Source organism: Leucobacter exalbidus (genome assembly GCF_017834145.1).
GTDB classification, from domain to species: domain Bacteria; phylum Actinomycetota; class Actinomycetes; order Actinomycetales; family Microbacteriaceae; genus Leucobacter; species Leucobacter exalbidus.
Window position 1 is genome coordinate 1,741,852 of the sequence record NZ_JAFIDA010000001.1, and the last position, 25,445, is coordinate 1,767,296.

Genomic DNA, 25,445 nt, shown 5'->3' on the forward strand with positions numbered 1-25,445 from the left:
GGTCAGACATTCTGTGCCTCTGATTCTCGCGCCCAGACTGAGCTGCGAGCTGCAGCCCTGTGGCGGCTGGTTCGCGGTAGGCGCCAATCCGTTTCACGTGGTCGTGTGACGTTAGAACCCGCAGCGGGGTTGAGTTCGAGGCTTTCACCCAGCACGTGGAGGGTAGCCGCAAGCGTTGCCACGCCGATGTTGTGTTCACCCTTGAGCCGACGGGTAATTTCTGCACGGCTCACACCGAGCGCGCGGGCAAGCTCGGCTCGGCTCATCCCGCTACGTTCAAGTGCCCCTGCGATACGCTCGGCCGCATCGATCTTCGCGGCTTCTTCAGCGTAAACGGCATCATAGGTGGGGTCTCCGAGGGAGAAGATGTCGTTGCTCATGGTTTGTCTCCGTTCCATTCCCAGAAGATGTCTTGTGCTTTGCGGATTTCTCGTGGCACTTGACTGTCTTTGGGCTTCTCTCGCCCGTGGGTTGCGTACCAACAGAGTTGGTAGCGAATAAGGTACAGGCGGTACTTGTCTACTTTGATTTCGTAGACGATCGCTTCGTCGCCGGCAGAACTCAGCCGGCGAAAGTTCTCAGGCGTCTTGATCGGGGTGCCGTCACGCAGATACTCGAGGTACTTCGCGTATCTTGCACGATAACGAATTTGAAGACCTTGAATGAAGTCAATCGCATCGCTCCTCCCCGACCTACGGTTCATCGCAAACACGGTGTCGCAGCCTGGCCAGAACCGAGTTAAGTGTTCATTCATAACTTAACACTTTTCTTTTCGCTGCGACACCGCGGCTTCAATCTAGGCTCCTGCCTCGCTGGCTATGCGCTCCGCGTCACGCACGCGCAGCTGACCCGACATCAGCTTGGGAAGCAACGTGTCTCTTGTTTCTGCGAGAGTTTTATTTTCCCTTACCGTTGTTTCAACCACGTCCAGGAGCGGCTGGCGGATTCAATTGGTTGTCGCAACACCCTGATGATGGAGGTGTTCAAGAATGGCGACGAAAGATTGGGCCGCGAAAACCGGTGATGCGCCCGAGGTGGTGCGTCGGCAGTGGCGTGCGGATAGGGCGTTACGGCCCCCGATGCGATCTCCTGGTAGACCGGAGCCTTCCCGGTCAGTTCAGCGCGAGTTTTGGCGTCTGATCGCCACTGGGATCACCTCGGCTGAAGCTGCGCTACAGGTGGGCGTGTCAGTGCCAGTAGGTACGAGGTGGTTTCGGCATGCTGGGGGTATGACACCACTGAGTTTGTGCGAGCCCACTGGGCGGTATCTCTCATTTGAGGAACGTGAAGAGATCGGCCTCCTTCGCGCCCGGAACATTGGGGTGCGTGAGATTGCCCGCCAGTTGCGGCGTGACCCTGGAACGATTTCACGTGAGTTACGACGGAACGCAGCCACCCGGAGCGGGAAGCCAGAATACCGGCCGTTGGTCGCGCAATGGAAAGCGCAACAGGCCGCGAAACGTCCCAAAGTAGCGAAGCTTGTGCAGCACGATCACTTGCGGGAGTACGTGCAGGAGCGTCTTTCTGGTGAGGTTCGGCTGCCCGATGGCACCATCGTTACGGGACCCAAAGCCCCGGTATGGAAGGGACTAAATAAGCCGCATCGGCAGGACCGGAAGTGGTTCCTGGGGTGGAGCCCGGAACAGATCTCCGAACGGTTGAAGGTCGATTTCCCCGATGATGAGAGTATGCGTATCAGTCACGAAGCGATCTACCAGTCTCTCTATATCGAGGGTCGTGGCGCGCTGAAGCGTGAACTCGTCGCGGCGCTTCGGACTGGGCGTGCGCTCCGGAAACCGCGGGCGAGGTCGCGCAACACACCGCAGGGGGCATGTCACCGCTGATGTGGTGATTTCTGAGAGGCCAGCGGAGGCTGCTGATCGTGCAGTTCCGGGGCATTGGGAAGGGGACCTCATCATCGGGACGAACCGGTCGGCGATAGGCACCCTCGTTGAGCGGAAGAGCCGTTCCACGTTGTTGGTGCATCTGCCTCGACTGGAGGGGTATGGGGAGCAACCGGTGGTGAAGAACGGGCCCGCGCTTGGTGGGTATGGGGCTGTGGCGATGGCCGATGCGCTGACTGTGGCGATGTCTCAGCTACCGCAGCAGCTCAGGAAGACGTTGACGTGGGATCGCGGGAAAGAGCTCTCCGCTCATGCGAAGTTCGCATTCGAGACTGGCACGAAGGTGTTCTTCGCGGATCCGCATTCGCCGTGGCAGCGGCCTACGAACGAGAACACGAACGGGCTCCTGCGACAGTATTTTCCGAAGGGTACTGATCTTTCAAGGTGGAGTGTGGAGGAGCTTGAGGCGGTGGCGTACACGTTGAATAACCGGCCCAGAAAGGTGTTGGGTTGGAAGACCCCGGCAGAGGTATTCACGGAGCAGCTACAGTTGGTTCAACGACCCGGTGTTGCATCGACCGGTTGAACTCACCCAGTTTCGAAGCCGGAAATTCCGGCGTGCGCTCTCACGTCACGGCCTAGTGGGATCGATGGGGCGAGTTGGTGCTGCCGGCGACAACGCGGCGATAGAGAGTTTCTTCAGTCTCTTGCAGAAAAACGTGCTCAACCGTCGCTCCTGGGCTACCCGTGAAGAGCTACGGATCGCGATTGTGACTTGGATCGAGCGCACCTACCACCGCCGACGTCGGCAGCCTCGCCTAGGCCGGTTGACCCCGGTCGAGTTCGAGGCCATCATAAACACGTCGGTCGCTCTCGCGGCCTGACGTATTAACTGTCACCAACTCCTACAGCAGACCCAAACCCGCTAAAAGAACCCTCTACCAAACACGACACTTGACACCCCGCCAGCTGTCGCGAGGCCACCTACCCCAGTATCGCCGAAGTTGCCGCTGGTCAGGGCCAAATCGTGCGGGGTGAGCACTGGCGCGACGTCACCCCAAGCGGCACCCGCCCCCACGTCGAACATGCCGACCTGCGGGTCGAGCAATTCGATGTCGCGCATGCTCGACAGGTCGAGGATGATGCCGCCCGTGTTGGTCGAGCTGCCCGAGATGCCATGACCGCCCGAGCGCACGCTGAACGGCACGGGATCGCTAGTGTTGCCGGTCGTGCCGGTATTGCCCGTCGTGCCGACTTCGCGGCGCACGCTTGTCGCGTACTCCACCACGGCGGCGGCTTCGTCGTCGTGTGTCGGCCGCAGCACCAGTTCGGGGCTCCCAGCGCCCATGTAGCTGGAGCGCAACCGCCAGTAGTCGGTGTCGTCCGCCCGCACCGCCACCCGCTGCAGAGTTTCGGGCAGATCCGGCCAGATCTGCTGACCCTGCTGGCCCAGCTCACTCATTTTCTTCACCAGTCGCTGCTTCGTTCGTTGCTTCCTGCCGCCCCTCGGCGAGCTGCTGCAGCACCCGACTCACATGTTCCTTGTTACGCAGCGTGAACTGTGCCGAGGATGCGGCCGAGTTCGCGGCCGCCGCGACACTCACGCGCCCCACCTCGGCATCCGACACCCAGGTCGGGTCGACCCACTGACGCTGACGAGTTTCGACCGGGCCGAGTATCTGCGCGAAAACACGTCGCTCGGCACCAACCTCTTGCGAGAGAACCTCGTGCATCATCTTGAGGGCGGCCTGCTCCATGTTGATGATGGAGGCCCCGGGCACGGGGGTGGTCGCGCTGCCGCCCAGGATCAGCTGGTAGCTGCCATGCTTCGGCAGTCGCGGAATCCACGCCCGCGCGGTCGCGAAGTGGGCGGTGGTGAGTTCTACGAAGTAACGGTTCCACTCATCGCGTGTCACCTGCCAGAGCGGCCGCCCCTGCCACCAGCCACCAATCGATGCGACGACGTCGGTCACCGGGCCGAACTGGGTCTCTACGGCCGCGGCCAGTGACTCGGCGCCGTCGAACGTCACGTAGTCATGAATGACGAAGTGCAGGTTGGGATGCTCGGCGAGTGCGCCCAGCACCTCACGGAACTCGGCGACGCGAGCCTCGGAACGCGAAGGAAAAATGATCTCGTCCCGAGTCATCAGCCAGGCGCGCACGACGCCCTCCCCACTGATCCGGTGCCGCCGATGATCACGACGCGACGACCAGACAGGTCTCGCCCCTGCTCTTCGTTCTGCACTTCAGCCACGGTCATGGCTGCCTCCCTCGGTTGCTCGCTGACGGAAATCACCGCCGCACACTTATCTGTAACTACAGGTAAGTGTGCTGTGTTCCCGTAATTTTGCACCGCCCGAGGGCCCAGCAAAACACGAAAGGTCTCTCGCGGGAATCCAGTGATCCCCGCGAGAGACCTTTTCGACAGAAGCCTTACGAGGCAGTCTGCCCACCGTCGACAGCTATCACTTGGCCCGTGACGTAGCTGGCGCGGTCAGACAGCAACCAAAGCGCCGCCTGCGCAATCTCGAGCGGTTCAGCCGTGCGCTTCAGCGCCGTCCTGGAGACCATTCGATCCTCGCTGCCTGCAACAGTCTCAAATAGCCGTTCAAGCAGCGGGGTTCTCGTGGGCCCGGGGGCGATGGCGTTCACACGAACTCCGCGCAAACCATACTCAAGGGCCGCAGACTTTGTCACCCCGAGGATTGCATGCTTGCTGGCCGAATAGGCTGCGGCTTGCGCAGCTCCGATGAGACCCGCCAGTGACGAGGTGTTCACAATCGCCGCACCAGCAGTCATTGCCGCAAGCTCAGCACGCATTGACTGCCAGACACCGTTGAGATTCACGTCTAGCGTTCGCTGCCAATCAGCAAACTCAACATCCAGCAAGCCACCCGAAGGTCCCGGAATTCCAGCATTATTGAATGCTCCATCCAGGCTGCCATAGCTACCCACAGCAGTTTGCGCAGCATCAGTCATGAACGCATGATCAGTCACATCGCCAGACAGGCCTATCGCAGAAAAGCCATCTGCCTCCAGCAGAGCAACCAACTGCGCTAGCGCCCCCTCGTCGCGGTCCACGACGACAAGAGACGCACCTTCGCGAGCGAACAACTTGGCTGCAGCTTCACCAATTCCAGCCGCAGCCCCCGTAACGAGAACCGACTTGCCGGCAAGTTCCGCCGAGCCACCCACAGGGGCGGTACCCACTATGAAATTTCAATCGGGAGCTGAGTCCAGCTCCTGAGTGGTGCGGTGTTAAGCGACACGGCCTCGCCAGCAAGCTTGAGGTTGGTAACCTTCTTCGCGAACGTGGTCAGCAGAATCTGCACCTCCATGCGGGCTAGCGGCTGGCCTGCGCACTGGTGAATTCCAAAGCCAAGCCCCAAGTGATCGCGACTCGCCTGCGTCAGGTCATACTGTTCTGCACGCTCGCCCCACTTGCGATCATCACGCCCAGTCGCGCCGGTGAAGAAGATGATCTTCTTGCCACCGGTGAGCTTGATTCCGCCGAGCTCGGTGTCCTCCGACACTGTGCGAGTGATCGTCTGAGTAGGCGACTCGAAGCGAAGCGTTTCATCAAGTGCAAACTTTGCGAGATCGGGTTCAGCGGAGAGCTTTTCCCACTGTTCCGGGAAATCAATAAGTGAGTGAATCGTGTTCACGAGCCCAAAGATCGTGGTGTCCATGCCGGCCGTAATAAGTGCCCGGATCAGCTTTACCGCCAGCTCATCATCAATGTCACCCTCGTCAACCATGGCCCAGATACGTGCACCCCAGCCGTCTGGGGTGAGGTTTTCGCGCTTGCTGGCGTTAGCAACCCATTCCCGAAGCGGACCAGCTTCGCTCATGATTTCACGAATCCTTTCGTTGTGCGGCGACGTCGAAGCTTGGATGGAGAGGCTGCTGAACGGCAGCATGCTGTCCCGACCGTCTTCAGGCACACCGATCAGGTCAGGCACAATCGAGAAGGGGAATTGGTAGGCAAAATCTTCGTAGGCATCAATAGTGCCCTTAGCGAGGAGTTCATCAACGAGTTCCTCGGCCCGAGCCGTCAGCCTCGCCTGCAGTCCCCGCATTTCCTTCGCGGTAAACAGCTTGATGATCGCCTGTCGAGCTACGTCATGGTTCGGCGGGTCCTGCTCAACCAGGCCACTCGGCTTGAGGCCAGGCCACCGCTCTGAATCGGCCAGGTCAGCTAGCCCCACACCGCGCGCGGAAGTGAAGCGGCGCCAGTCGAGTAGGGCCTCTCGCGCCAGATCGTATCGCCCGGTTGCGTAGGCATCGTACTTTTCGAGGTAGACCACGGGGCCGGCATCTCGCAAGCGAGTATAGAAGGGGTACGGGTTGAGCCAGACGTCTTCCCCGTAAGGATCCTCGTGAATAACCGGAAGCGACGAGCTTTGCATTTTCTACTCTCTTCTTTGAGGTTGACCACCCTGACCGAGCGGTGCAGCGGCATACGGCAAGACTATCCGTTAACTATATGAAATGTGCTGGATTTCATAAAATCTAGTATTTAATACAGTATGCGCGCTGGGTGGCCGCGCACGGTTGAGCGTTCAGGTGTTATTTTGTCAGCGACGCGGCTTCCTGAAGCACCCCTTCAATCCATTCAAGCGCCACTTCGCTTGCGTCATCCCAACTTGATGCATCGTGCCGGCCATACTCGCCGATTCGCTTCGCACCCTGCCCCGCAAAGCGGCGGTCGATGTGTTCGCTGCCCTGGCTATAAGTTGCTTCGTAGAATCGATCTCCGAGCCCAAACATTGCGTACACAACACCGCTGAGATCTGGCAGGACCGAATCAAAATCATCGATGAATGGTTTCACCACATTGGGGACTTCACCGTCGCCATGAGTCGAGCACACAACCACATATAGCCGGTCAGTCGTCAGCGCCCCCGGCTCAATCTCGTGTATTTCATTCAGCTCAGTCTCGCAACCAGACTCCTTAAGCTGTTCAATGAGGTCCTCAGCGATGAGCTCACAATTGCCAGATTCTGTGCCATACAGTACGTGTACCTTCATAGCGATTCCCTTCTTAAAAGCTTTCTATAACCAAATTTATGAGGATGCCCCGCGCGCTACACGAATCATGTCTTGCGCAGTTTTCACTTTTCGCCGCACACGTTCGGCGCCTGCGCCAGCACGCTCGTGCTCATCGAGCCGAAGCCAATCTGAATACGAAACAGCTAACTCTCTCACATCCGCTGGGAGCCCCACCCACCCCGCTTTATCAGAACGAGGAGCGAGTTCACCAGACTGCAAGTCAGCCTCAATCTCAGCAGCTACAGACTTGGCGCAAGCACGGTTCTCGGGAACGCCCCCCGTGGCTCCACGCTTAAGCCACCCAGTCCGGTAAACACCAGGAGCCACCTTGCCTGAGTCGCTTGGCTCAAAGACAGACGCATCCGTCGACTCTTCAGACGACCAAGCAGCTGAAACCAGGCGTGTGTCACCTAATTCAAACCCAATTGCTGTGATCACGCTAGTCGCATCAATGATGACCCGTTCACTCTGCCGCACCAGGGCGACGCCTGTAACACGAGCGTCGCCAAGCAGCTCGACCGGTTCGGCTCCAAAATGAAGATCGACCTGAACGTCATGGGAGCCCCCCGAGGAACCGTTTCCGCTGCCGACTAGCTCCAGCCGGGCTGAACCCCGGGCATCAATGTCACCGTCAGGTGATTCAACGCCATATGCAGTGAGGTGAACACTATCTAAGTCGATAATTTCCTTGAGCATCTGAGGGTCGAAAGCACTTTTAGCGGCCGATGATCTGCTGAGCACAGTGACGCGCTTCGCAGGCCCCCTCGCATACTCTTCAAGCGCTTCATCATCTATGTCGCTCCCCGCGTAGAGTGATGCTGGCTTTGCCAGAAATCGCAACACGTCCATCGCAACGTTGCCCGCACCAACGATAACAATTTCATCGCCAAGCTCATCCAACGCTTGAGTTGCATTAGGTGCAGAGTTCAACCTCCGAGTGATCGCACCCGCACCAAAGACGCCCTGAAGTTCTTCTCCCAAGACCCCTAACGGCCGGTCTTCGTAACGACCCGTCGCTAAGACAACGGCATCGAATTGAGCCGCGAGGTCATTGACCGACAGCTGCGCTTCTGCGCCTTCGCCGATATGAACGCCACCGGCAAACCTAATATCTGGGGAGCGAAACATTCTTTCGAACTGCCGCGTAATCGCTTTTGTGTGCTGATGATCAGCTGCAACACCGTAGCGAATGAGCCCGAACGGAGATGCATACCTGTCGAAGATGACAATCTCCGCCGCTGACAGACTCCGTTGCAGCGCCTGCGCAAGATAGCACCCCGCTGCGCCAGCTCCAACAACTGCAATCTTTACTGAATTTTCAGTGCTCATTTAATCATTCCTTACATTGCTCAGCTAGCGGCACTGCTAGTTGATTTTGCCTTAATCCAGCTATCGGGCTCAATCCTTGTCGTTGGTGAAACTCCAAGTTCCCGAGTCTCCCGCCGCAGATTGGGCTCAACGTCTTGTCCGCCGCTTACAAAAATTCGAACCATGGATATTAGTTCATCCGACATCTGCTCAAACACCTCTCGGGGCATTCCCTCAAGCATGGGTGCGCCTTGCCATTGCTCACGATTTCCAAACAACAGCGGGACCGCAAAGCAATGCGGAGCCCCTAACGCAAGCCCCACTGGGTCATGCACACGCACAAGCGACGCTGGAATGCCCGCGGCAGCCGCAGATTCCGCCAACTGCATCGCAGGCAATCTGAACTTTTCGAGTGTGATTACATCGCCCATTCGCTGCTTCGCTGATGCGACTTTACGGCTATTTTGGAGCATGACTGCAACGCGTTCGGGCTCATTAAACGTCGCCGCTATCGCCTCTTCCACACGCACTTCAGTGAACGCTGCATCAGGTGCAGCCGCCACAAATGCCTGACCCTCGTCAGAAGTCGTCACTACGAGCACGTCCGAGACGTGCGCGTTCTTGCCAAACGCGCACGCGTCGCCGGTCTCGGTCGACACCAGTCCGTCATCTATGACAGGGAATACTGGCATCCCCCGACCTCTGTACTCTGCCACCAGCTGCTGCTGAGCCGAAAGCACATCGGAGGTTGTGGCCTCTTGAGGTGACACTTCCAACGCTGCCACGAATGCGCTGCTGCGCTCCCGGTAGGCTGCCTCATCGAACGGCGCGTCACCCGGCGGGCTCACTAAGAGCACTCGTCGAAAAAGTCCCTTAGCTTCAGTCGCAGTTGCGAGCGCCTGCGCGATCCAACCGCCAGCAGAATCACCAGCGAGCGTGACGTTCTCGGGGTCTCCACCGAATGCAGTGATGTACCGCTGCACCCAACGAAGCGCCAGCATTACATCGTGCAGGCCTTGGTTACGAAGTTCAGCTCCAGGCCCATCTCCCAAAAAGCCCCAGGCCCCAATTCGATAATTCACAGTCACAACGATTGCTTCTGTGCCACGAGAGAGTTGCCCACCGGCGTACCACTGCGAGCTACCACTTCCTGATAAGAAGCCGCCGCCCGGAACAAAGACGATGACTGGAGCATCGTGCGAGCGGACTGGCCCTTGGATACGGAGGTGAAACGCATCAACAGTTTGCTCGAGATCAGACAGCGCCGAGCCAAGCAAGAAATCAAGGCCCCCCGGATTCTGGGGGAAGCAAGCCGGAGACGTCTGCCGCGGTGTTGACAGTTCGGCCAAACTAAACGGCCTATTCGCTTCACTTAATTGCGCATACTGGACGCCCCGCGCATCGAAGATACCGTCGGTTGCGGGCGCGGTGATTTCTCCGCCAAAGAATTCCAGTGTGCTGGTCAAAACAGTCTCTCAATTTCTCATCGTGCTCGTATGCGCAGTGCGTCCCGATAGATAGATCAGAAGCTGACAAGCTCCCGAAGCTTCGCCAAGATGGCCACTTCATCAGTCTGTTCAAACGCTCCGTATACATACTTATCGGGGCGAATCAGCAGGAAGCGCGATCGTTCACCCGACAGCTTTGACAAAGAGCCATCCAAATCGACTAGATCGATGCTGCCAGAACCGTTTGCGGCAGGCCGACGGCCAGCAGCGATCACAACGTGCCGCACGCCAAACGCTTCCCAGCCCGCGTTCAAGGGCGCCGTTCTGGCAGATCTGCCCGCGATCTCGATCAAAGACCAACCTGTACCGAGCACGGTGTCGAGAGGCATTTCTTCACCGTCGGTTGTCTGAACACGCGGTTGGCTCAGTGAGCGGCCAATCACTTCAGCAAGAGCTGGGAGGGCCGACGTAGCCGTTGCTGCCCCCGCCTCCGTGTAGACCGGAGGAGTAATAAATTTCATTCCTGAGAGGAAGTCTCGTACCTTCGGAATCAAGCAAAGGCCTCGCACTACGGTGTCCCTCAGCCGCGGCACCACAGTTCCCGTAGCCATAACAACACGGCCCACACGTCGCGAGACTTTGACCATCTTCGCGCCGTGTGTATGCCGTTCAACCTCATATGAGTCGAGCAGCTGCTCGGTTGCTCGGCCGCGTAGTGCCTCAATCAGCTTCCACGCCAGGTTCTGCGCATCGCGGATACCGGCGTTCAGCCCCTGCCCGGCGAACGGAGGCATCAAGTGCGCCGCATCTCCGATCAAGAACAGTCGATTTACCCTGTAATGCTTTGCAATTCGCTGGTGAGCAACATAGACCGCGGCGCGGCGCACGTCAGCATCGTCGAGCTGGGGCCGGAAGGGCTTAACTAGATTCCGGATCATTTCGGGACGCGTCATCTCATCAGCGTCTTCACGATCAAACAGCATGAACTCAATGCGAAGGCGGCCCTTCACGCCAGGGACCAGCACATACGGGCGCTTACCATCACAGTGGAACTCAGCAAAGGGATCTCGCTTCGCAGTCTCCCCCAGCAGGTCGATGACGATCCAACGCTGCGGCTGGGTGCTCCCTACTAGCGGAATGTTCGCGAGTTTCCGAACCGTACTCTTGCCGCCGTCTGCACCAACGAGCCACTCCGCTGCAAAACTGACGTTGGCACCGTGAGAATCCGTAGCTTCAACAGTGACCCCCCGTACGCTCTGAGACAGGCCGGTGACCTCGTGGCCGAGCTTGAAATCAATATTTGAGTGTTCAAGTGCACGATCAAAGAGAAGTTGCTCCATGACCGGCTGATCAAATTGAGACTTCGCTGGCTGCCCGATCCGAGATGGCATTGGCTTTGCAGATGCCAGAAGACGGCCATTCAGCCCAAAGTAACGACTCCCCGTGTCGAGAAGACTTTCGCTCTTCAGCGGTTCCGCAATTCCAAGGTCAGCCATCACCCGGAGCGACTCGTCGACGAGGCTGATCGCCCGGGGAAGATCCCCGGGCTGCGTCGCGCGTTCCAAGACTAAGACCGAGAATCCCGCGTCTGCCAATATCAGAGCGTGCGTCAGGCCTATCGGGCCTGCGCCGACAACAATTACGTCATTAGTTGCTGCATTCATGTTCTCAGTCCCAGTCTCAGTTCACGGACAGTCAGGGCTAACTACGCAACGATCCGGTTGCTCAGCACACCCATACCGGTGGCCTCAACTTCTACAACGTCCCCATCCTTCAAGAAGGTCGGGGGAGTCATAAAGAGCCCCACGCCACCGGGAGTTCCGGTCGCTATCACGTCACCAGCACTCAGCGCAGTGAACGAAGTGATGTACTCAATCAGCTCAGGAATGTCGAAGAGTAGCTTCTCGACGCGAGCCTGCTGTCGAATTTCACCGTTGACACGAGTTTCCAGCACGACGTCATCGATTGACTCGACCTTATCTGCCGGAACGTAGTAGGGCCCAAAAGCACCACTCTCAGGAAAGTTCTTGCCAGGGGACCACTGCCCCGTGTGGCGCTGCCAGTCACGTGCCGAAAGGTCGTTGAACAACGCATAGCCCGCAACGTACTTCCATGCTTCCTCACGAGGCACACGGTAAGCATCTTCAGCGAGCACAATCGCGATCTCGCCCTCGTAGTCGTACATGTCTGAGGGCGGCAGCGTAAGGTCGACGCCGTGCGGAGCAAGGGTGTCAGCCCAACGAATAAAGATCGTGGGGTGCGGAACATCGGCGCGCCCCGTCTCGTCCTGATGGGAGCGGTAGTTCACGCCCGCGCACACAATCTTGCCAGGGTTGTCGATGAGCGTGTGGAACGTCGTATCTTCAACGGCCTGTTTTGGGTTCTCGAGGACCTGCTCTGCTCGTTCAGGCAAGACTTTGCCGACGATAGCTTCCTTCAGTGATGTCGCTACACCTGCCCCACTTGGACCCAGGTCGTACAGCAGGCCCGCGTGTTCCGCCCCCCAGGTAAGCCCGTCTACGCCCTGATAGCTAGCAAATCGCATGTGAGTTCGTCTCCTCATTAGTACAACGTCATCGTTTGTATATGCCTGGGCGCGTAAATCAGCTACCCCGCTTGCATTGTGCATACTCTATCAAAAAATACAAAATAATCACATATCTTTAAAATATCCTAGGGTGGGACCATGGCAAGACGTGGAAACTCCGACACAATTAGCACCCAAGTGCGAAATCAACTCCGCAAGGACATCCTCGCTGGCACATGGCTGCCCGGCGAGAAACTCCTTCTATCTGAACTCTCAAAACGCTACATAACCAGCAGCACCGTGGTTCGCGAAGCCCTGACTCGGCTTTCAGGCGACGACCTCGTGCAGCTCAAACCGAATCGCGGGTTCTTTGTCCCACAGCTCTCACTAAGCGAGCTGCGGGACTTCAACGAGCTCCGATGCGTCACCGAAGGTTTAGGCATTCGTCTCGCAGTCGAGCGGGGTGATCTCACCTGGGAGTCTGAACTCATAGCTGCGCACCACTTACTCGAGCGAACCCAGCACTACCGCACAGACGAGCCCACCAAGCTTGACGACGCCTGGGTACTTGCACACGCTGCATTCCACAGGAAGCTTCTCGAGGCGTGCCAGGTTCAAGTCCTCATCGATCTCTCATCCAGGCTCGCAGACTCGACATCGCTCTACCGCAGATGGGGTGGAGTCGCTCCCGCCACGACCCCGCGAGACGTAGAGACTGAGCACCGCGAGATACTCAACGCCGTAACCGCGCGTGACGCAGAACTCGCCGCTGAGCTTCTGCGCCAGCACTACACCAGAACAACCGAGGTCATTGTCGAATCAGGTCTGGTCACAAGCGTCCCAGCACTCCAGGACTAGTCCTGGGGTGAGGGCCCGATGGGCAAATTTCAGTAAATAGTGCATGATTTACAGATTATGCACTATTCTAAATATGGCCGTGCAACCGCACCCCGCCTGCTTCAACGTCGAGGGAGACATAGATGACCAGCCATGTAATCAGTGAGATTGGGTATGTCGCACTCCAGACTACTGATATCGAGAAATCTATTCAGCACTCGCGGGACATCCTGGGTCTCGTAGAGACCGGCCGATCCGGAAACGCTGTTTTTCTGGGAAGCCGTGCCCGTGCCCACCACGAGCTCGTGTACCTTGACTCCCCAGAAGACTCACTCGGGCACATTGGCCTCGTTGCCCCGACGAGCGCGGCGCTCCACACCGTACGCCGTCGCATCATCGATGCTGGCTTCGCGATGATCAGTGACACGCCACTGCACCCTGGTGTTGCCGACGGATTCTCGTTCGTTGGGCCTGAGAACTTCGTCTTCGAGATTTACACCCAAATGGCGTCAGTCTCTCTCGTGCCGCAGAGTTTTGGGCCCGACCGCTTCGGCCACGTGAACCTGCACCCACAGCACCTAAAAGCAATGGTCGACTTCTTCGTTGACATTCTTGACTTTCGCATCTCCGACATCATCGGTGATGATTTTGCATACTTCTTGCGCTGCAACCCCGAACATCACGGCATTGCCCTCGTTAAGGGCCGGGGCTGGATGCACCACCACGCATGGCAGGTGCAAAGCATCGCAGAACTCGGCAAAGCTGGCGATCGCCTCTTCGAAAACGGCAGTGAACTACTCATGGGGCCCGTGCGTCACGGCGCCGGCCACAATATAGCCGCCTACTACGTAGAACCCAATGGTGCAGTCGTTGAGCTCTATACCGACCTCGAGATGATCTATGACGACAACAGGCCCCCCATCGTTTGGGACGCCGACGACCGTCATTGGTCTACCCGCTGGGCTACATACGATTTCACTGAGTTTCGTTCGCACGGTGTATTCCCCGCTTCTGAAGCGATTTCCAGCCACTAGCGCATCTGCGCCTACGCACGCCACATTCCAGGAGTATCCGATGTCTTCACCCGCCCCCGCGCAACCGCTCCCCCTCACGGACGCTTTCGACGACCTCTACTGGCGAGATTCCTACGAACCGATCTCCGAGACGGACGCCGAGCTAGAGACCATCGTCGCCCAGTCCGACTTGCCCACGTTGCTCGCCGCGTTGGCTGCTGTCACATCCGACACCTCGATCCTCGCAAAGCACCTGCGCCCGCCGCTCACGCCCGTCGATACCATCGGAAAACCCCACGGGGGAATGAGCCAGGAGCAGCAGTCTGAAGCGCGCGAAATTGCTCTGACGGCGCTTCGTCGCGTCAGGGACGAACAGCTCACTTCCGCGTCTCGCCTGAGCGAACATGAGACCCGAGAAATTCTCTCGTACCTAGCCAACGGCGACACCTCAGACTCTTGGTACGGGCTGCTCACCCACGAGCTCGACCTAGCTCCGGCCAAAAATGCTGCTCCCGACTGGCAGATATCTGACTTTGAAGGTAGAGAAGGCTTCGAGGTGCTCGTAGTCGGAGCTGGCCTGTCTGGCATTGCCGCCGCCTATCGACTCAATCAAGCCGAAATCAGCTTTACCCAGATTGAAACAAGCCATACGCTCGGTGGCACATGGTGGAAAAACCACTACCCCGGCGTGCGCCTGGATACCCCCACCTTTGGTTACAGTTTTTCATTTGCGCAGCGCACCGACTGGCCACACCAGTTCGCAGAAGGGCACGAGGTACGCGAGTACCTCGAGTCTGTAGCGGAACGTGGAAATATGACCGATTCGATTGAGTTCAATACGGCCCTGGTCAGCGCCATTTGGGACGAGAAGCTCAACCTGTGGCACGCCACTACACGAGACGCCGACGGGTCGGAACAGGTTCGCGACTTCAACGCGATCATTACCGGCGTCGGCCAACTTGACCACCCGTTCATTCCTGAATACCCGGGACAAGACACTTTTGCCGGAGTGCAGATGCACTCGCAAGAGTGGCAGCACGATGTGTCACTCGCCGGCAAGAAGGTAGCCGTAATTGGCACCGGCGCAAGTGCCTACCAAATCGCGCCAGCAATCGTGGACGATGTCGAAAAGCTCGCCGTGTTTCAGCGCAGTGCCCCGTGGATGCTGCCAGCCCCGACCTACCACAACGAAACTTCTGAAGCATTCCGCTGGCTCTGCCGCAAGGTGCCGTACTACGGCCAGTGGTTCCGCCTATGGATGACGCTGCTCGGCATCGAAGGCCGCATCCACACCGTCACTGCGGAGCCTGATTGGGAAGGCGCGCCACTTTCTGTATCGCCTACCAACGAGAAGGTGCGCCAAGAAATTATTGGCATGCTGCGCGACCAGCTCAACGGCGACGAAGAACTACTCGAGCGCATGACACCGAGCTACCCACCAGGGGCAAAGCGTATGTTGCGCGACAACGGCGTGTGGAGCAAAACTATCACCGCACCGCAGACCTCACTTGTGTCGACTGGCATTTCGCATTTCACTCCGTCTGGCATTGTCACGCTTGATGGTGAAGAAGTTGAACTCGACGTCATTATTTATGCGACGGGGTTCCGGCCTTCCGACTACCTTGACCCGATTCAGATCACCGGCCGCGGTGGGGTTGAGATCCACGACTACTGGGACGGTGACGCTCGCGCCTTCGCCGGCATCACGGTCCCAGGATTCCCGAACTTGTACATGCTCATGGGCCCGAACACCGGCGGTGTCGTGGCCGGCGGACTCTACTTTATGGTCGAGCGCGCGGTTGAATATGCTTTGAAGTCGTTCAAGCTCATGTTTGAAACTCAGACTCAAGCAATCGACGTCACCCCACAAGCCCTTGATCAGTTCATTGCAGATATTGATGCAGAGAACAACCGAATGGCATGGGGGCAACCATACGTCAAGACTTGGTACAAGAACGCCAAGGGCCGCGTATCTCAGGTGTGGCCGTTCCCCATCACCGACTATTGGACAATTACAGAACAGGTGAACCCCGAGGACTACGAGTTCCTGCGCTAGTTCTCACGTTCCACTCCGGCGGCGGGGGAGGCTTGCAAATGAAAGTGCAAGCCTCCCCTGCCGCCGTCTATTTCAGTAGACGTCTCAAGCCAGACATGGGCGGGGCTAATCGAAACGCCAAAGCGAGCTGCGCCGCACTAGACCAAGATCAAACATTGTTGGGAATTTAATGCATTATTCAAACAAGTCTGTATAGTTATCTTAGGACCCCCAAACTGCACCCAGCAGACAAGTCCACGTCAGATTTAAACACGTAATTGGGACGCATCACTAAAGTCACCTCAATGAGGAGGAAAATAATGAACAAGAAGAAGCTACTGGGAACGGTTGGCGTCGCTGCGATCACGGCAATCGCGTTCACCGCATGCAGTTCAGGCGGCGGAACTGACGCTTCCGGCGGATCGGGCGACGAGCTCACCCCCATTACTGTCTTGTACGCTCCGGTACATTATGAAACCGCAATGATCGCACAGACCGAGGGCTACTTCGAAGATGCTGGGCTCGACGTAACTCTCAAGGCTGGCGCAGATCCCGCCGCTATCGTGTCACAGGTGCTCAGCGGTGAAGTAGAAATCGGGGCCACATCCTGGGGCGGTCTCTCTGCTTCTGTAGCTGAAGGCATGCCCGTCGTCGGCATCGCTGGTAACGGTGTTGTAAGCACCGAGATCGACACTTCCGGTGTGCTCGTGGCAGCTGACAGCCCCATTGAGACAGTGGCTGACCTGCGGGGCAAGACCGTGGGAGTGGTCGGCATTGGCAATGGCACTGAAATTCCGCTTTTGCTGCAGGCCATTGATGAGGGCATCGCTGATCCCGTAAATGAGATCACGCAGGTTGCGATTCCCTACAGCGGCATGCAGGCTGCTATTGAATCAGGCACCGTTGACTCCGTATTCCCCGCAGACCCCTTCTACTTCCAGATGCTTGACGCAGGAGCAAAGCAAGTCGCTGCTCCTGTGCGCGAGTACCAGGGCAACTCACCCATCACAGTGTGGGCCTCAGCCACGAAGTGGGTCGAAGAGAACCCTGACACCGCCGAGGCTTTCCAGTCAGCAATGCAGCAGGCATTCGACTACTACGAGAAGGAAGAGAACAAGGACGCCGTACTGCAGTTCCGTGCCGATGAGCTCCAGGTTCCTATCGATAAGGTTTCACAGGTCCTCTCACCGATGAGCTTGGCTATCAACGTCCCTGAACTGCAGGCACAGCTGGACGCGATGCACGATTTCGGTTACATGCGCGAGCTGAAGGCACAGGACATGTTCTGGAGCGGCACTCCGCTCAACGAGTAATTAGTTAGCTAGGCCGCCCAGAAGAAAATTCCTCTCGAGTGAGAACGCCGGGGTTCATGAATACCAAAACTATGTCACCGCGAAACGCAATGCTCAGCATGCGTTTTGGGGTCATAATCCTCCTGCTCGTAATCTGGCAGGTGCTTGTGACCATCCACGCGATGCCGTCCATGACACCTGCTCCGTGGGAAGTCCTGGTATCGATAGGCACCACACTTTTCTCGGCGCACTTCTGGGCGGCCCTACTTCAAACTGTCTCAGCATCGCTCGCGGGGTGGGCAATCGCTGCAGTCCTCGGTGTCTTACTCGGTCTCATAATCGGATCGTTGGCACCAGTTGAACGAGCGACCTCTGCACTCATCGACATCGGTCGCTCGTTTCCCATGATCGCCCTCCTGCCTGTTGTCATCCTCTTCTTAGGAGCCAACATTCGCATGGAAATCTTCATGGTGGCGATCTCCTGTTTGTGGCCTGTCCTTGTGCAGACCATTTACGGTGCAAGGCGCATCGAATCGGCACTGAACGACACGATCCGGATGTTCCGTATTCCGCTCCTCCTGCGCTTCCGCAAGGTAATGCTGCCTTCTGCTTCCCCCTTCATCGCTACCGGCTTACGCATTTCGGCCTCCATCGCGGTTCTCGTTGCAGTGAGTACGGAGGTGCTGAGCCAAAACCCTGGTCTTGGGCGTCAGATCACCCTCGCGCAAGAGACGCAGAACTGGGATGTCGCATTTGCCTACCTCTTCTTTACAGGCCTACTGGGCTGGGGGCTGGCTGCAGGGCTTGGAAAGCTAGAAAATCGTTTGCTGGCTTGGAATCGGAGAAGCAATGCCTCATAAGCTGCCACGCTCACTCCATGCCGTGATTCCGGAAAACCGATAGGCCCCCTGATGACTCTTGTAATTCGAACGCTCGAACGTGTGTGGCTTCCAGTGCTAGTGATTGTGCTCTGGTGGTTTATTAGCGCCAACAGCACAAATGTCTACGTACCTTCGCTGGAATCTATCGTCGACGTTATTGCGCGAGACTTTGCAAACGGCGCACTAGTCAGCGCATTGCTTTTCAGTTTGCAGAACCTGCTGTACGGGTTCGTAATCGCTGTCGTTGTCGGGATCGTACTAGCCCTCATCCTCGGTGAAACGAAAGTCTTGTTCGAAGCGCTCTCACCGCTCATCAACTTCATTCGTTCAATTCCCCAGACCGCGCTCGTACCGCTCATCATCGGAGCCTTCGGCATCGGCGGGGCGCCAAAGATCATGGCGATTGCGTTCGCCTGCGTCTGGCCAATTTTGCTCAACGCTATTGACGGAGTACGTGGAATTGAGCCAACCGTTCGAGATGCAGCTCAGGTGTACCGCATCCCGAAGGCACTGTACTTCCGGCGCATTCTCTTGCCGGCAGCTTTGCCCCAGATCGTTGCGGGCATTCGTGTGGCCCTTCCGATCGCAATCGTGATGATGGTCGTCAGCGAGCTGTTTGCCGCCGAAAACGGCATTGGGTTCTACATTCTGAACAGCTCATCACGGTTCAAGATTCCAGAGACCTGGGGCGGAGCACTGCTTGTTGGTCTCCTGGGCTATATTCTCTCGACACTCTTCATCGTGCTGGAACGACGCATTCTCCGCTGGTACTTCTTGTCAGCAGCGAAGTAATTACGCCCCTGCGACTCCCTAGTTCTTACGCCATCTCCAGGAAGCAAATCCATTGAGCAACATCTATAACACAACCTCGATCGCGACGTTCCCCACTGGTGACGAAACGATTCTTACTGTTGACAACCTGACAATGAGCTACGGCTCAGGGGAGAAACTCAACCCGATTCTTCGAGGACTCAATCTCGAAGTGAAGGCTGGTGAGTTTGTCTCTATCGTTGGCCCCTCCGGCGTCGGCAAGACTACCCTCCTTCGCTGCCTGTCTGGGCTGATCACTCCCACTGCAGGTGAGATCTCTGTCAGCGGCGAATTGATTCAAGGCCCACACCCTGACATCGCTGTTGTTTTCCAGGACTACAGCCGGTCCCTCATGCCGTGGATGACAACGCGCGAAAACGTTGCTTTCCCGCTTGAAGGTAAGGGCGTCGCACGCCAGGAACGTCTGCACACTGCTGACCGAAATCTCGAGGCAGTCGGGCTTGCCGGTCAGGGTGATAAGTACCCCTGGGAGATGTCGGGCGGCATGCAGCAGCGCGTGGCAATCGCACGTGCACTCGCCTACCATGCTCCTGTACTGCTCATGGATGAGCCGTTCGCATCGGTCGACGCGCAGACTCGATTTGATCTCGAGGATCTAGTCATCGATCTTCACGCAAACCTCGGGGTGACGATCCTTCTCGTAACCCACGATATTGACGAGGCACTTTATCTGTCGGACAGAGTGGTAGTCATCGCTGAGAAGCCCGCCACCGTGGTGGACGTTATCGAAACAGGATTTGGCGACGTCAGGGACCAGGTAGCTACGAAGGCTGACCCACGCTTCTCTGTAGCGCGAGCTAGGATCCTCGAGCGACTGCGCGATCACTAAGCAACTTTGACTCGCAGGCGCGAAAAGCGTCACCTAGAAAGCCAGCCGAACAGGTAAAAGCCGAGGGGCTGGGGCAAATTCCAAGAATGAGGTATCCATCTTGTTGTTAATTGCCTGGCCATACAAGGGAACGACTTATAAGACTCATAAGGTCGCCCCACCCTGGTATAAGGCCCCAGGGTGGGGCGACTTTTCTGATCGCGGTTCAATGCTGCAGCTTTCCGGGGAAGGCAGCCTGCACACGATCAACAACACCTTCAGCAGACCGTCGATATCGCGAATCCCGGCTGTGCCGAGGTCATCCAGTAGTGCTGATAGATTTTCGTGTGAGCTGTGTTTTGCGAAGCTTGTCGCACGTTTGATCTCCGGTGCAACATCGATTTCAGCAACCCTGCGGCACCTGCAGGGGACGACGAGAGGAACACAGCGAAGTGGGAAGTTTTGACGGAAAAGTTGTCCTGATAAGTGGGACTGGTAGCGGCATGGGAAGAGCTGCCGCCTTGGCCTTTGCCGCCAAAGGCGCACACGTTGTCGGTGCCGACATCAATCTAGACAACGCTCTTGAAACCCAGGCGTTGGTCGCTGCGCAAGGCGGCGAGATCGAAACCGTCGGACCAGTTGACCTTGCAGATCCGAACGACGTTGAGCGCTGGGTGAATAGCGCACTTGAACGTTTTGGTCGTATTGATGTTCTTTACAACAACGCAGGATCGGTTCGATTCGGTTCGTTCGATGAGTACTCACTAGACGACTGGGAGTACACCATACGTAATGAGCTGACCATTGATTTTGTTACTTCAAAGGCTGTCTGGCCGACGATGGTGAGCCAGTCCAGCGGCGTAATCATAAATATTGCTTCAATAGCGGCACATCGCGAAGGCCTTGCCTTTCCCGCGACTGCTCACTCCGCGGCGAATGCCGGAATTGTTGCGTTGACTCGTACGATCGCCGCGGCAGGGGCGAAACATGGGATTAGGGCGGTCAGTATTAGCCCAGGGTGGGTAGAAAACCCTAACTCGCGGTCGAGTCGATCTACTGATCCACAAGTGAAGGCAATGAACGCTCACTTGCTTTCTCAGCTTCCACTCGGGAGAAGAGTGAGCATGGAAGAAGTTATCGACACTGTAATGTTCGCCGCCTCCGATAAGGCCTCGTACCTCACAGGCCAGGACATACTCCTCGATGGCGGAATGACCTCAGCTATTTAACAGTGACTGCCCAACTGGGCGTTAGCTGTGTAAAACTGTGCGAGACCTTCTAAGCCAGCGTGAAGGCGGCGCCGTCAGCCCAGCGCATAACCGGGGCCTCGAGAATTTGCGGTTCGTGTGTGCTGCTGTGCACTTCGACGATCTCGAGACCCTGATTCTTCATCGCGTGCTATGTCGCTTCCTCGATACTCGAAAAAGTGCCGGCAAGCCAGCGCTCCTTGAGTAGCTCTGCGGCGAGCCAAATGACCTCAGAGATTTCCCAACCGATCTCGAAGTATTTGTAAAGCCCAACATTGGGGGTGGCTTCACCCGCGGTCAAGTCCCGTGGAGTGGTGTAACGATCATTCTTCGAGAATGAGCTTGGCTACGCAGTCAACGTGAGGGGTAGTTCCACAGCCACCTCCTCAGCAACGTTGTCCGTGATGAGGCGAACCCTGCAACGAGCCAACACCTCGAGTCCGAGGTATCGGCGGCCCTCCGCCCACTCGTCAGATTGCTCTGCCAGGACCGCTCCAACGAGCCGGGTGATCGCGTCTCGATTCGGGAAAATACCGACAACGTCAGTGCGACGTCTGATTTCTTTGTTGAGACGTTCGTTGGGGTTGTTCGACCAGATCTGCTGCCACACATCTTTCGGGAACGCCGTGAATGCGAGGATATCGGCGCGGGCAGCATCGAGATGATCGTGCACGCCAGGCAGTTTCTCGCCGACGTAGTCCAGGAGCCGGTCGAACTGTGCCTCGACAGCTGCAACGTCGGGCTGGTCATAGACGGAATGCAGCATTGCTTTCACGGCAGGCCACATCTGCTTCGGGCAGGCCGACATGAGGTTCGCGGCGTAGTGGGTGCGGCAACGCTGCCAACTGGTGCCGGGAAAGTTGGCCCGCATGGCCTCGACCAGGCCAGCGTGTGCGTCTGACGTGATGAGCTGCACTCCGGTCAGTCCTCTCGCGACGAGGTCCGCGAAGAACATGTTCCACGCCGCCCCGGTCTCGCTCGTCGCGACCTGCATGCCGAGCACTTCACGATGCCCATCGGCGTTGACGCCGGTCGCGACGAGCACGACCGTGTTGATCACTCGCCCGCCCTCACGTACTTTCATGGTGAGGGCGTCACACGCGACGAACGTGAACGGGCCGGCATCACTGAGCGGTCGGGTGCGGAACTCGGTGACGTGTTCGTCGAGATCAGTGGCCATGCGAGAGACCTGCGATTTCGACAGTGAGTGAATGCCGAGCGTTTTCACGAGTTTGTCCATGCGTCTCGTGGAGACGCCCGCGAGGTAGGCGTCAGCGACGACGGTGATCATCGCTGACTCGGACCGTTTGCGTCGTTCGAGGAGCCAGTCAGGGAAGTAGCTGCCCTGCCGTAGTTTCGGGATCTGCACATCGATCGTGCCGACGCGGGTATCGAGCTCGCGGGCCCGGTACCCGTTGCGGGAGTTCGTGCGGTCTGGTGAAGGGGTGCCGTACTCGGCGCCGCAGACCGCGTCGGCCTCGGCGGAGAGGAGCGTGTTGATCATGGTGTGCAGCAGGGTGCGCATCAGATCTGGCGAAGCGTCGCCCAGGGCTTGGGTGAGAACAGCAGCAGGGTCGACAATAGAAGGAGTGGTCATCGGTGTGATGCCCTTTCGAGTGAGAGTTAGAAGGCTTCTCGAAGGTGTCCCCGGTGGCCACGCTGTTCTTTCAGTGGGGCCGTTGTTACTCGGGGTTCGTTACACCACTCTACGGGGCACTACTTCACCCGCGGGATAGGTGGCAGAGTGGCGCATAGTCCTTTCGGGAAGCGCTAGTCCATGTATCGGAAAGCAAGATTCTGGGTATCGGGAAGCAGCCCTCTTGTAGCTGCTTCCCGATACCCAGCATGGCGCGGTTACTCCCAGTAGCCCGGGGCCTGCCGGGCAAGCTCATCGCGGTGTCGGCGCATATCGATCTCGCCGAGGTTGATCTTCTTCGAGTGGTTCACCAGACGGTTCACGATCGAGTCTGCAGCTACTTTGTCGGGCAGCACGTCCACCCAATAGTCCGGGCCCGACTGCGACGCAATCATCGTCGGGGCACGATGTTCACGATTCGCGAGGATCGTAAATAAGTCGGCTGCAGCATCAGGGTCGATACCCACAGTGAGGAAGTCATCGATGATGAGGAGATCCACCCTGGAATACTCGTTCAGCATGGCCTGATGTTTAATGCTGTCATGCCGGGCGATCACGAGTTTGCGGGCAAGGTCGTCCATACGCACGTAGGCGACGGAGTGACCGTTCTGGCAGGCCGCTACTCCGAGCGCGCAGACGAGATACGTTTTCCCGCCGCCCGAGGGTGAAGTGATGAGCAAATTCAACGTCTCGGCCTTCCAGTCCTGGCCGGCGTAGCGTTGCATCCGTACTTTGGTGATGCCGCGGCCCTCTTGGTAGTCGAGTTCAGCGATCGAGGCTCCGGGGAGCGGGAACGCGGCTTTCTTGATCGCCCCGCTGACCCGGTTCGCGTGGCGCAGTTCGAGTGCGTCAGTCGCAGCAGTCAAGAACAGTTGCTCCGGCGTGAAATGGTCGTTCGCTTCATCCGTGATGAGTTCCTCGAAGCGGGTCGCGATATGAGCGACACGTAAATCACGGAACATTTCGTAGTCGTCATCGGTGAACATTAGAACGTCCTCCGCTCGCCCAGCTGACGGTAATAGTCCGCGCCACGTATATACGCTCCGGAAGGAGACTCATCCGGGGTGGCGGCTTCGCCCGCTGCAGCCTCAAATGCCGGACGTTTCCTGGTCGACGCGGCCGGCCGTACTCGGGCCGGCTTCTTTGCATCGGAATCGATTGCAGCCATGATTCGTTTGATCGTTGTGTATGTCGGGTGCCCACCTGTTGACAGAATCTGCTGGCAGGCGGCTTCAAGACGCAGCTTGTTGTTCTTTCCGAGGCTGTCGAGAATGTTTCGGCAGTCAAGGAATCCCTGAGCCTCGAGAGCACGTCGGTCAATGACCTGCCCGATCACTTCGACCGTTGCTGGGCCGAATGCGCGGGCCCGTTGTAGAAACCATTCCCGTGACCAGAGCCCGTCCACGTTTTGATACTGGGCAGGGGGTCTGCTGAAGCTTTGGTTGACTCTTGTCCGCCAGTTCTGTAGGACTGGCTGGGAGGATATGGATCATGGCTAAATACTCGGAAGAGTTCAGAAAAGACGCCGTCGCGCTCGTCAGACAAGGCGCGACCCAGTCACAGATCTGCAAGGATCTGGGGATCTCGAAATCAGCGCTCTCAAAATGGGTGACCGATGCCGACCGGACCGACCGCGGCTTACCTCTTGCGGCCGAAGTATCGCGCGAGGAAGATGCTCAGATTCGTGAACTGATCAAACGTAACCGGCTCCTCGAACAAGAGAACGAGGTCCTGCGTCGCGCGGCCGCGTATCTGTCACAGATCCACATCACACCCCCAAAATAGTGTTCCCGCTCGTCCAAGAGATGGCCGCAGTAGGCGCCCCAGTGAGGGTACCTGTCGCGGTGGCGTGCAGGGTGCTGGGATTTACGAAGCAGGCGTACTACCAGTGGGTGAAACAGCCCCGGTCGAACCGTGAAATCGAAGAAGCACATCTGATCGAGGTACTACGCGAGATTCATGCGGAAGACCCCGAGTTCGGGTACCGGTTCCTCGCCGACGAGCTCCAAGGCCTGGGCTACGAAGTGTCAGAACGGCGTGTGTGGCGGCTGTGTCATGTCGCCGGCATCCGTTCGGTAATCACGAAACGTAAGCCACGTAACGCCCGTGCTGGCGCGCCGGTGGGCGATGATCTGGTCGAGCGGGAATTTACAGCGTCTGGGCCAAATTTGTTGTGGCTTACGGATATTACGGAGCAATGGACGAAAGAAGGCAGACTCTATCTCTGCGCGGTGAAAGACGTGTGGTCGAACCGGATCGTGGGCTACTCGATCGGTGACCGCATGCAAGCGGCCCTTGCCGTGGCCGCGCTCACGAACGCGGTGGAGCAGCGCGGGAATCCGGTAGGCACGATTGTGCATTCAGACAGAGGCGGTCAATTTCGATCGCAGAGCTTCCAACACGCGCTCACCAGGCACCAGTTGCAGGGGTCGATGGGGCGTGTAGGGGCGGCGGGCGACAACGCGGCGATGGAAAGTTTCTTCTCGCTCCTGCAGAAAAATGTGCTCGACCGGAAAGTATGGGAGACACGGCTGGAGTTGCGGCTCGCGATCGTGGCATGGATTGAGGGGAAGTATCATCGCAAGCGTCGCCAGCGTGGGCTTGGGAAGTTGACCCCGGTCGAGTTTGAAGTTGTTAATGTAGGCAGCGTCGCACTCGCGGCGTAAAGAAACCAGAGTCAATCAAA

General features: G+C 57.7%; 24 protein-coding genes and 2 pseudogenes. 11 read left to right on the plus strand and 15 right to left on the minus strand.

Annotated features, from left to right (window positions below):
- Nucleotides 1-2: 2 nt before the first annotated feature.
- Together JOF28_RS07845 and JOF28_RS07850 are read right to left on the minus strand one after the other, a co-directional pair.
- Nucleotides 3-380 (minus strand): helix-turn-helix domain-containing protein, encoded by a 378-nt coding sequence (locus JOF28_RS07845; RefSeq protein ID WP_209705257.1) that lies wholly within the window; start codon nt 378-380, stop codon nt 3-5.
- The gene (locus JOF28_RS07850; RefSeq protein WP_209705258.1) at nt 377-754 is read right to left on the minus strand and encodes a hypothetical protein; all 378 of its coding nucleotides are present in this window, start codon (nt 752-754) and stop codon (nt 377-379) included. The genes JOF28_RS07845 and JOF28_RS07850 overlap by 4 nt, the downstream gene beginning before the upstream one ends.
- 235 nt (nt 755-989) lie before the next feature.
- On the opposite strand from JOF28_RS07850, the pseudogene JOF28_RS07855 reads away from it, so the two are divergent.
- Both JOF28_RS07855 and JOF28_RS07860 read left to right on the plus strand, forming a co-directional pair.
- Nucleotides 990-2,430: pseudogene (locus JOF28_RS07855) on the plus strand (IS30 family transposase).
- A gap of 4 nt (nt 2,431-2,434) precedes the next feature.
- Nucleotides 2,435-2,728: pseudogene (locus JOF28_RS07860) on the plus strand (integrase core domain-containing protein); the annotation flags it as partial.
- 41 nt (nt 2,729-2,769) lie between these two features.
- Here JOF28_RS07860 and JOF28_RS07865 read toward each other — a convergent pair.
- From JOF28_RS07865 to JOF28_RS07905, 9 genes are all read right to left on the minus strand, one after another.
- Nucleotides 2,770-3,306, minus strand: a complete 537-nt coding sequence (locus tag JOF28_RS07865; RefSeq protein WP_245190219.1) for an FAD-binding protein — start codon at nt 3,304-3,306, stop codon at nt 2,770-2,772.
- Nucleotides 3,299-4,006 carry an SDR family oxidoreductase gene (locus tag JOF28_RS07870; protein WP_209705260.1) on the minus strand — a complete coding sequence of 236 codons (708 nt, stop codon included), beginning with the start codon at nt 4,004-4,006 and terminating at the stop codon, nt 3,299-3,301. The genes JOF28_RS07865 and JOF28_RS07870 overlap by 8 nt, the downstream gene beginning before the upstream one ends.
- A 271-nt stretch (nt 4,007-4,277) precedes the next feature.
- Nucleotides 4,278-5,054 carry an SDR family NAD(P)-dependent oxidoreductase gene (locus JOF28_RS07875; RefSeq protein WP_209705261.1) on the minus strand — a complete coding sequence of 259 codons (777 nt, stop codon included), beginning with the start codon at nt 5,052-5,054 and terminating at the stop codon, nt 4,278-4,280.
- Complete coding sequence (locus tag JOF28_RS07880; protein WP_209705262.1) at nt 5,054-6,253, minus strand: cytochrome P450; 1,200 nt, start codon at nt 6,251-6,253, stop codon at nt 5,054-5,056. The genes JOF28_RS07875 and JOF28_RS07880 overlap by 1 nt, the downstream gene beginning before the upstream one ends.
- Before the next feature lie 160 nt (nt 6,254-6,413).
- Complete coding sequence (locus JOF28_RS07885; protein WP_209705263.1) at nt 6,414-6,875, minus strand: flavodoxin domain-containing protein; 462 nt, start codon at nt 6,873-6,875, stop codon at nt 6,414-6,416.
- Nucleotides 6,876-6,911: 36 nt separating this feature from the next.
- Nucleotides 6,912-8,225 (minus strand): FAD-dependent oxidoreductase, encoded by a 1,314-nt coding sequence (locus JOF28_RS07890; RefSeq protein WP_209705264.1) that lies wholly within the window; start codon nt 8,223-8,225, stop codon nt 6,912-6,914.
- Nucleotides 8,226-8,245: 20 nt separating this feature from the next.
- On the minus strand, nt 8,246-9,670 hold the full coding sequence (locus JOF28_RS07895; protein WP_209705265.1) for a carboxylesterase family protein: 1,425 nt from the start codon (nt 9,668-9,670) through the stop codon (nt 8,246-8,248).
- 56 nt (nt 9,671-9,726) lie between these two features.
- Complete coding sequence (locus tag JOF28_RS07900) at nt 9,727-11,316, minus strand: bifunctional 3-(3-hydroxy-phenyl)propionate/3-hydroxycinnamic acid hydroxylase (protein WP_209705266.1); 1,590 nt, start codon at nt 11,314-11,316, stop codon at nt 9,727-9,729.
- Between the two features lie 41 nt (nt 11,317-11,357).
- Entirely contained in the window at nt 11,358-12,065 is a 708-nt protein-coding gene (locus JOF28_RS07905; RefSeq protein WP_209705267.1) for a fumarylacetoacetate hydrolase family protein, read from the minus strand.
- Between the two features lie 273 nt (nt 12,066-12,338).
- On the opposite strand from JOF28_RS07905, the gene JOF28_RS07910 reads away from it, so the two are divergent.
- From JOF28_RS07910 to JOF28_RS07945, 8 genes are all read left to right on the plus strand, one after another.
- A complete protein-coding gene (locus tag JOF28_RS07910; protein WP_209705268.1) occupies nt 12,339-13,037 on the plus strand; it encodes a GntR family transcriptional regulator in 699 nt (232 codons plus the stop codon).
- Nucleotides 13,038-13,159: 122 nt separating this feature from the next.
- Nucleotides 13,160-14,050, plus strand: coding sequence for a VOC family protein (locus tag JOF28_RS07915; RefSeq protein WP_209705269.1), 891 nt, complete (start codon nt 13,160-13,162; stop codon nt 14,048-14,050).
- A 283-nt stretch (nt 14,051-14,333) separates the two neighbouring features.
- Nucleotides 14,334-16,085, plus strand: a complete 1,752-nt coding sequence (locus JOF28_RS07920; RefSeq protein ID WP_209705270.1) for a flavin-containing monooxygenase — start codon at nt 14,334-14,336, stop codon at nt 16,083-16,085.
- A 299-nt stretch (nt 16,086-16,384) separates the two neighbouring features.
- Entirely contained in the window at nt 16,385-17,377 is a 993-nt protein-coding gene (locus JOF28_RS07925; RefSeq protein ID WP_209705271.1) for an ABC transporter substrate-binding protein, read from the plus strand.
- Nucleotides 17,378-17,433: 56 nt separating this feature from the next.
- The gene (locus JOF28_RS07930) at nt 17,434-18,216 is read left to right on the plus strand and encodes an ABC transporter permease (protein WP_209705272.1); all 783 of its coding nucleotides are present in this window, start codon (nt 17,434-17,436) and stop codon (nt 18,214-18,216) included.
- Between the two features lie 228 nt (nt 18,217-18,444).
- Nucleotides 18,445-19,029: an ABC transporter permease gene (locus JOF28_RS07935; protein ID WP_209705273.1), complete on the plus strand. Its 585-nt coding sequence runs from the start codon at nt 18,445-18,447 to the stop codon at nt 19,027-19,029.
- 52 nt (nt 19,030-19,081) lie between these two features.
- The gene (locus JOF28_RS07940; RefSeq protein ID WP_245189906.1) at nt 19,082-19,897 is read left to right on the plus strand and encodes an ABC transporter ATP-binding protein; all 816 of its coding nucleotides are present in this window, start codon (nt 19,082-19,084) and stop codon (nt 19,895-19,897) included.
- 431 nt (nt 19,898-20,328) lie between these two features.
- Nucleotides 20,329-21,105, plus strand: coding sequence for an SDR family NAD(P)-dependent oxidoreductase (locus tag JOF28_RS07945; RefSeq protein WP_209705274.1), 777 nt, complete (start codon nt 20,329-20,331; stop codon nt 21,103-21,105).
- Between the two features lie 169 nt (nt 21,106-21,274).
- Here JOF28_RS07945 and JOF28_RS07950 read toward each other — a convergent pair whose 3' ends face one another.
- The 4 genes from JOF28_RS07950 to JOF28_RS07965 form a co-directional block, all read right to left on the minus strand.
- A complete protein-coding gene (locus tag JOF28_RS07950; protein WP_209705275.1) occupies nt 21,275-21,424 on the minus strand; it encodes a hypothetical protein in 150 nt (49 codons plus the stop codon).
- A 45-nt stretch (nt 21,425-21,469) separates the two neighbouring features.
- Nucleotides 21,470-22,720 (minus strand): IS256 family transposase, encoded by a 1,251-nt coding sequence (locus JOF28_RS07955; RefSeq protein ID WP_071044057.1) that lies wholly within the window; start codon nt 22,718-22,720, stop codon nt 21,470-21,472.
- A gap of 257 nt (nt 22,721-22,977) precedes the next feature.
- Nucleotides 22,978-23,745, minus strand: coding sequence for an ATP-binding protein (locus tag JOF28_RS07960; protein ID WP_209703953.1), 768 nt, complete (start codon nt 23,743-23,745; stop codon nt 22,978-22,980).
- Nucleotides 23,745-24,164: a hypothetical protein gene (locus tag JOF28_RS07965; RefSeq protein ID WP_209705276.1), complete on the minus strand. Its 420-nt coding sequence runs from the start codon at nt 24,162-24,164 to the stop codon at nt 23,745-23,747. The genes JOF28_RS07960 and JOF28_RS07965 overlap by 1 nt, the downstream gene beginning before the upstream one ends.
- 83 nt (nt 24,165-24,247) lie before the next feature.
- On the opposite strand from JOF28_RS07965, the gene JOF28_RS07970 reads away from it, so the two are divergent.
- Nucleotides 24,248-25,425 (plus strand): IS3 family transposase gene (locus tag JOF28_RS07970; protein WP_425342488.1). Its coding sequence is split into 2 segments (ribosomal slippage): nt 24,248-24,530 and nt 24,530-25,425, totalling 1,179 coding nucleotides; the frame shifts between segments, so codons are not numbered across the junction.
- The last annotated feature ends 20 nt before the right edge of the window (nt 25,426-25,445 follow it).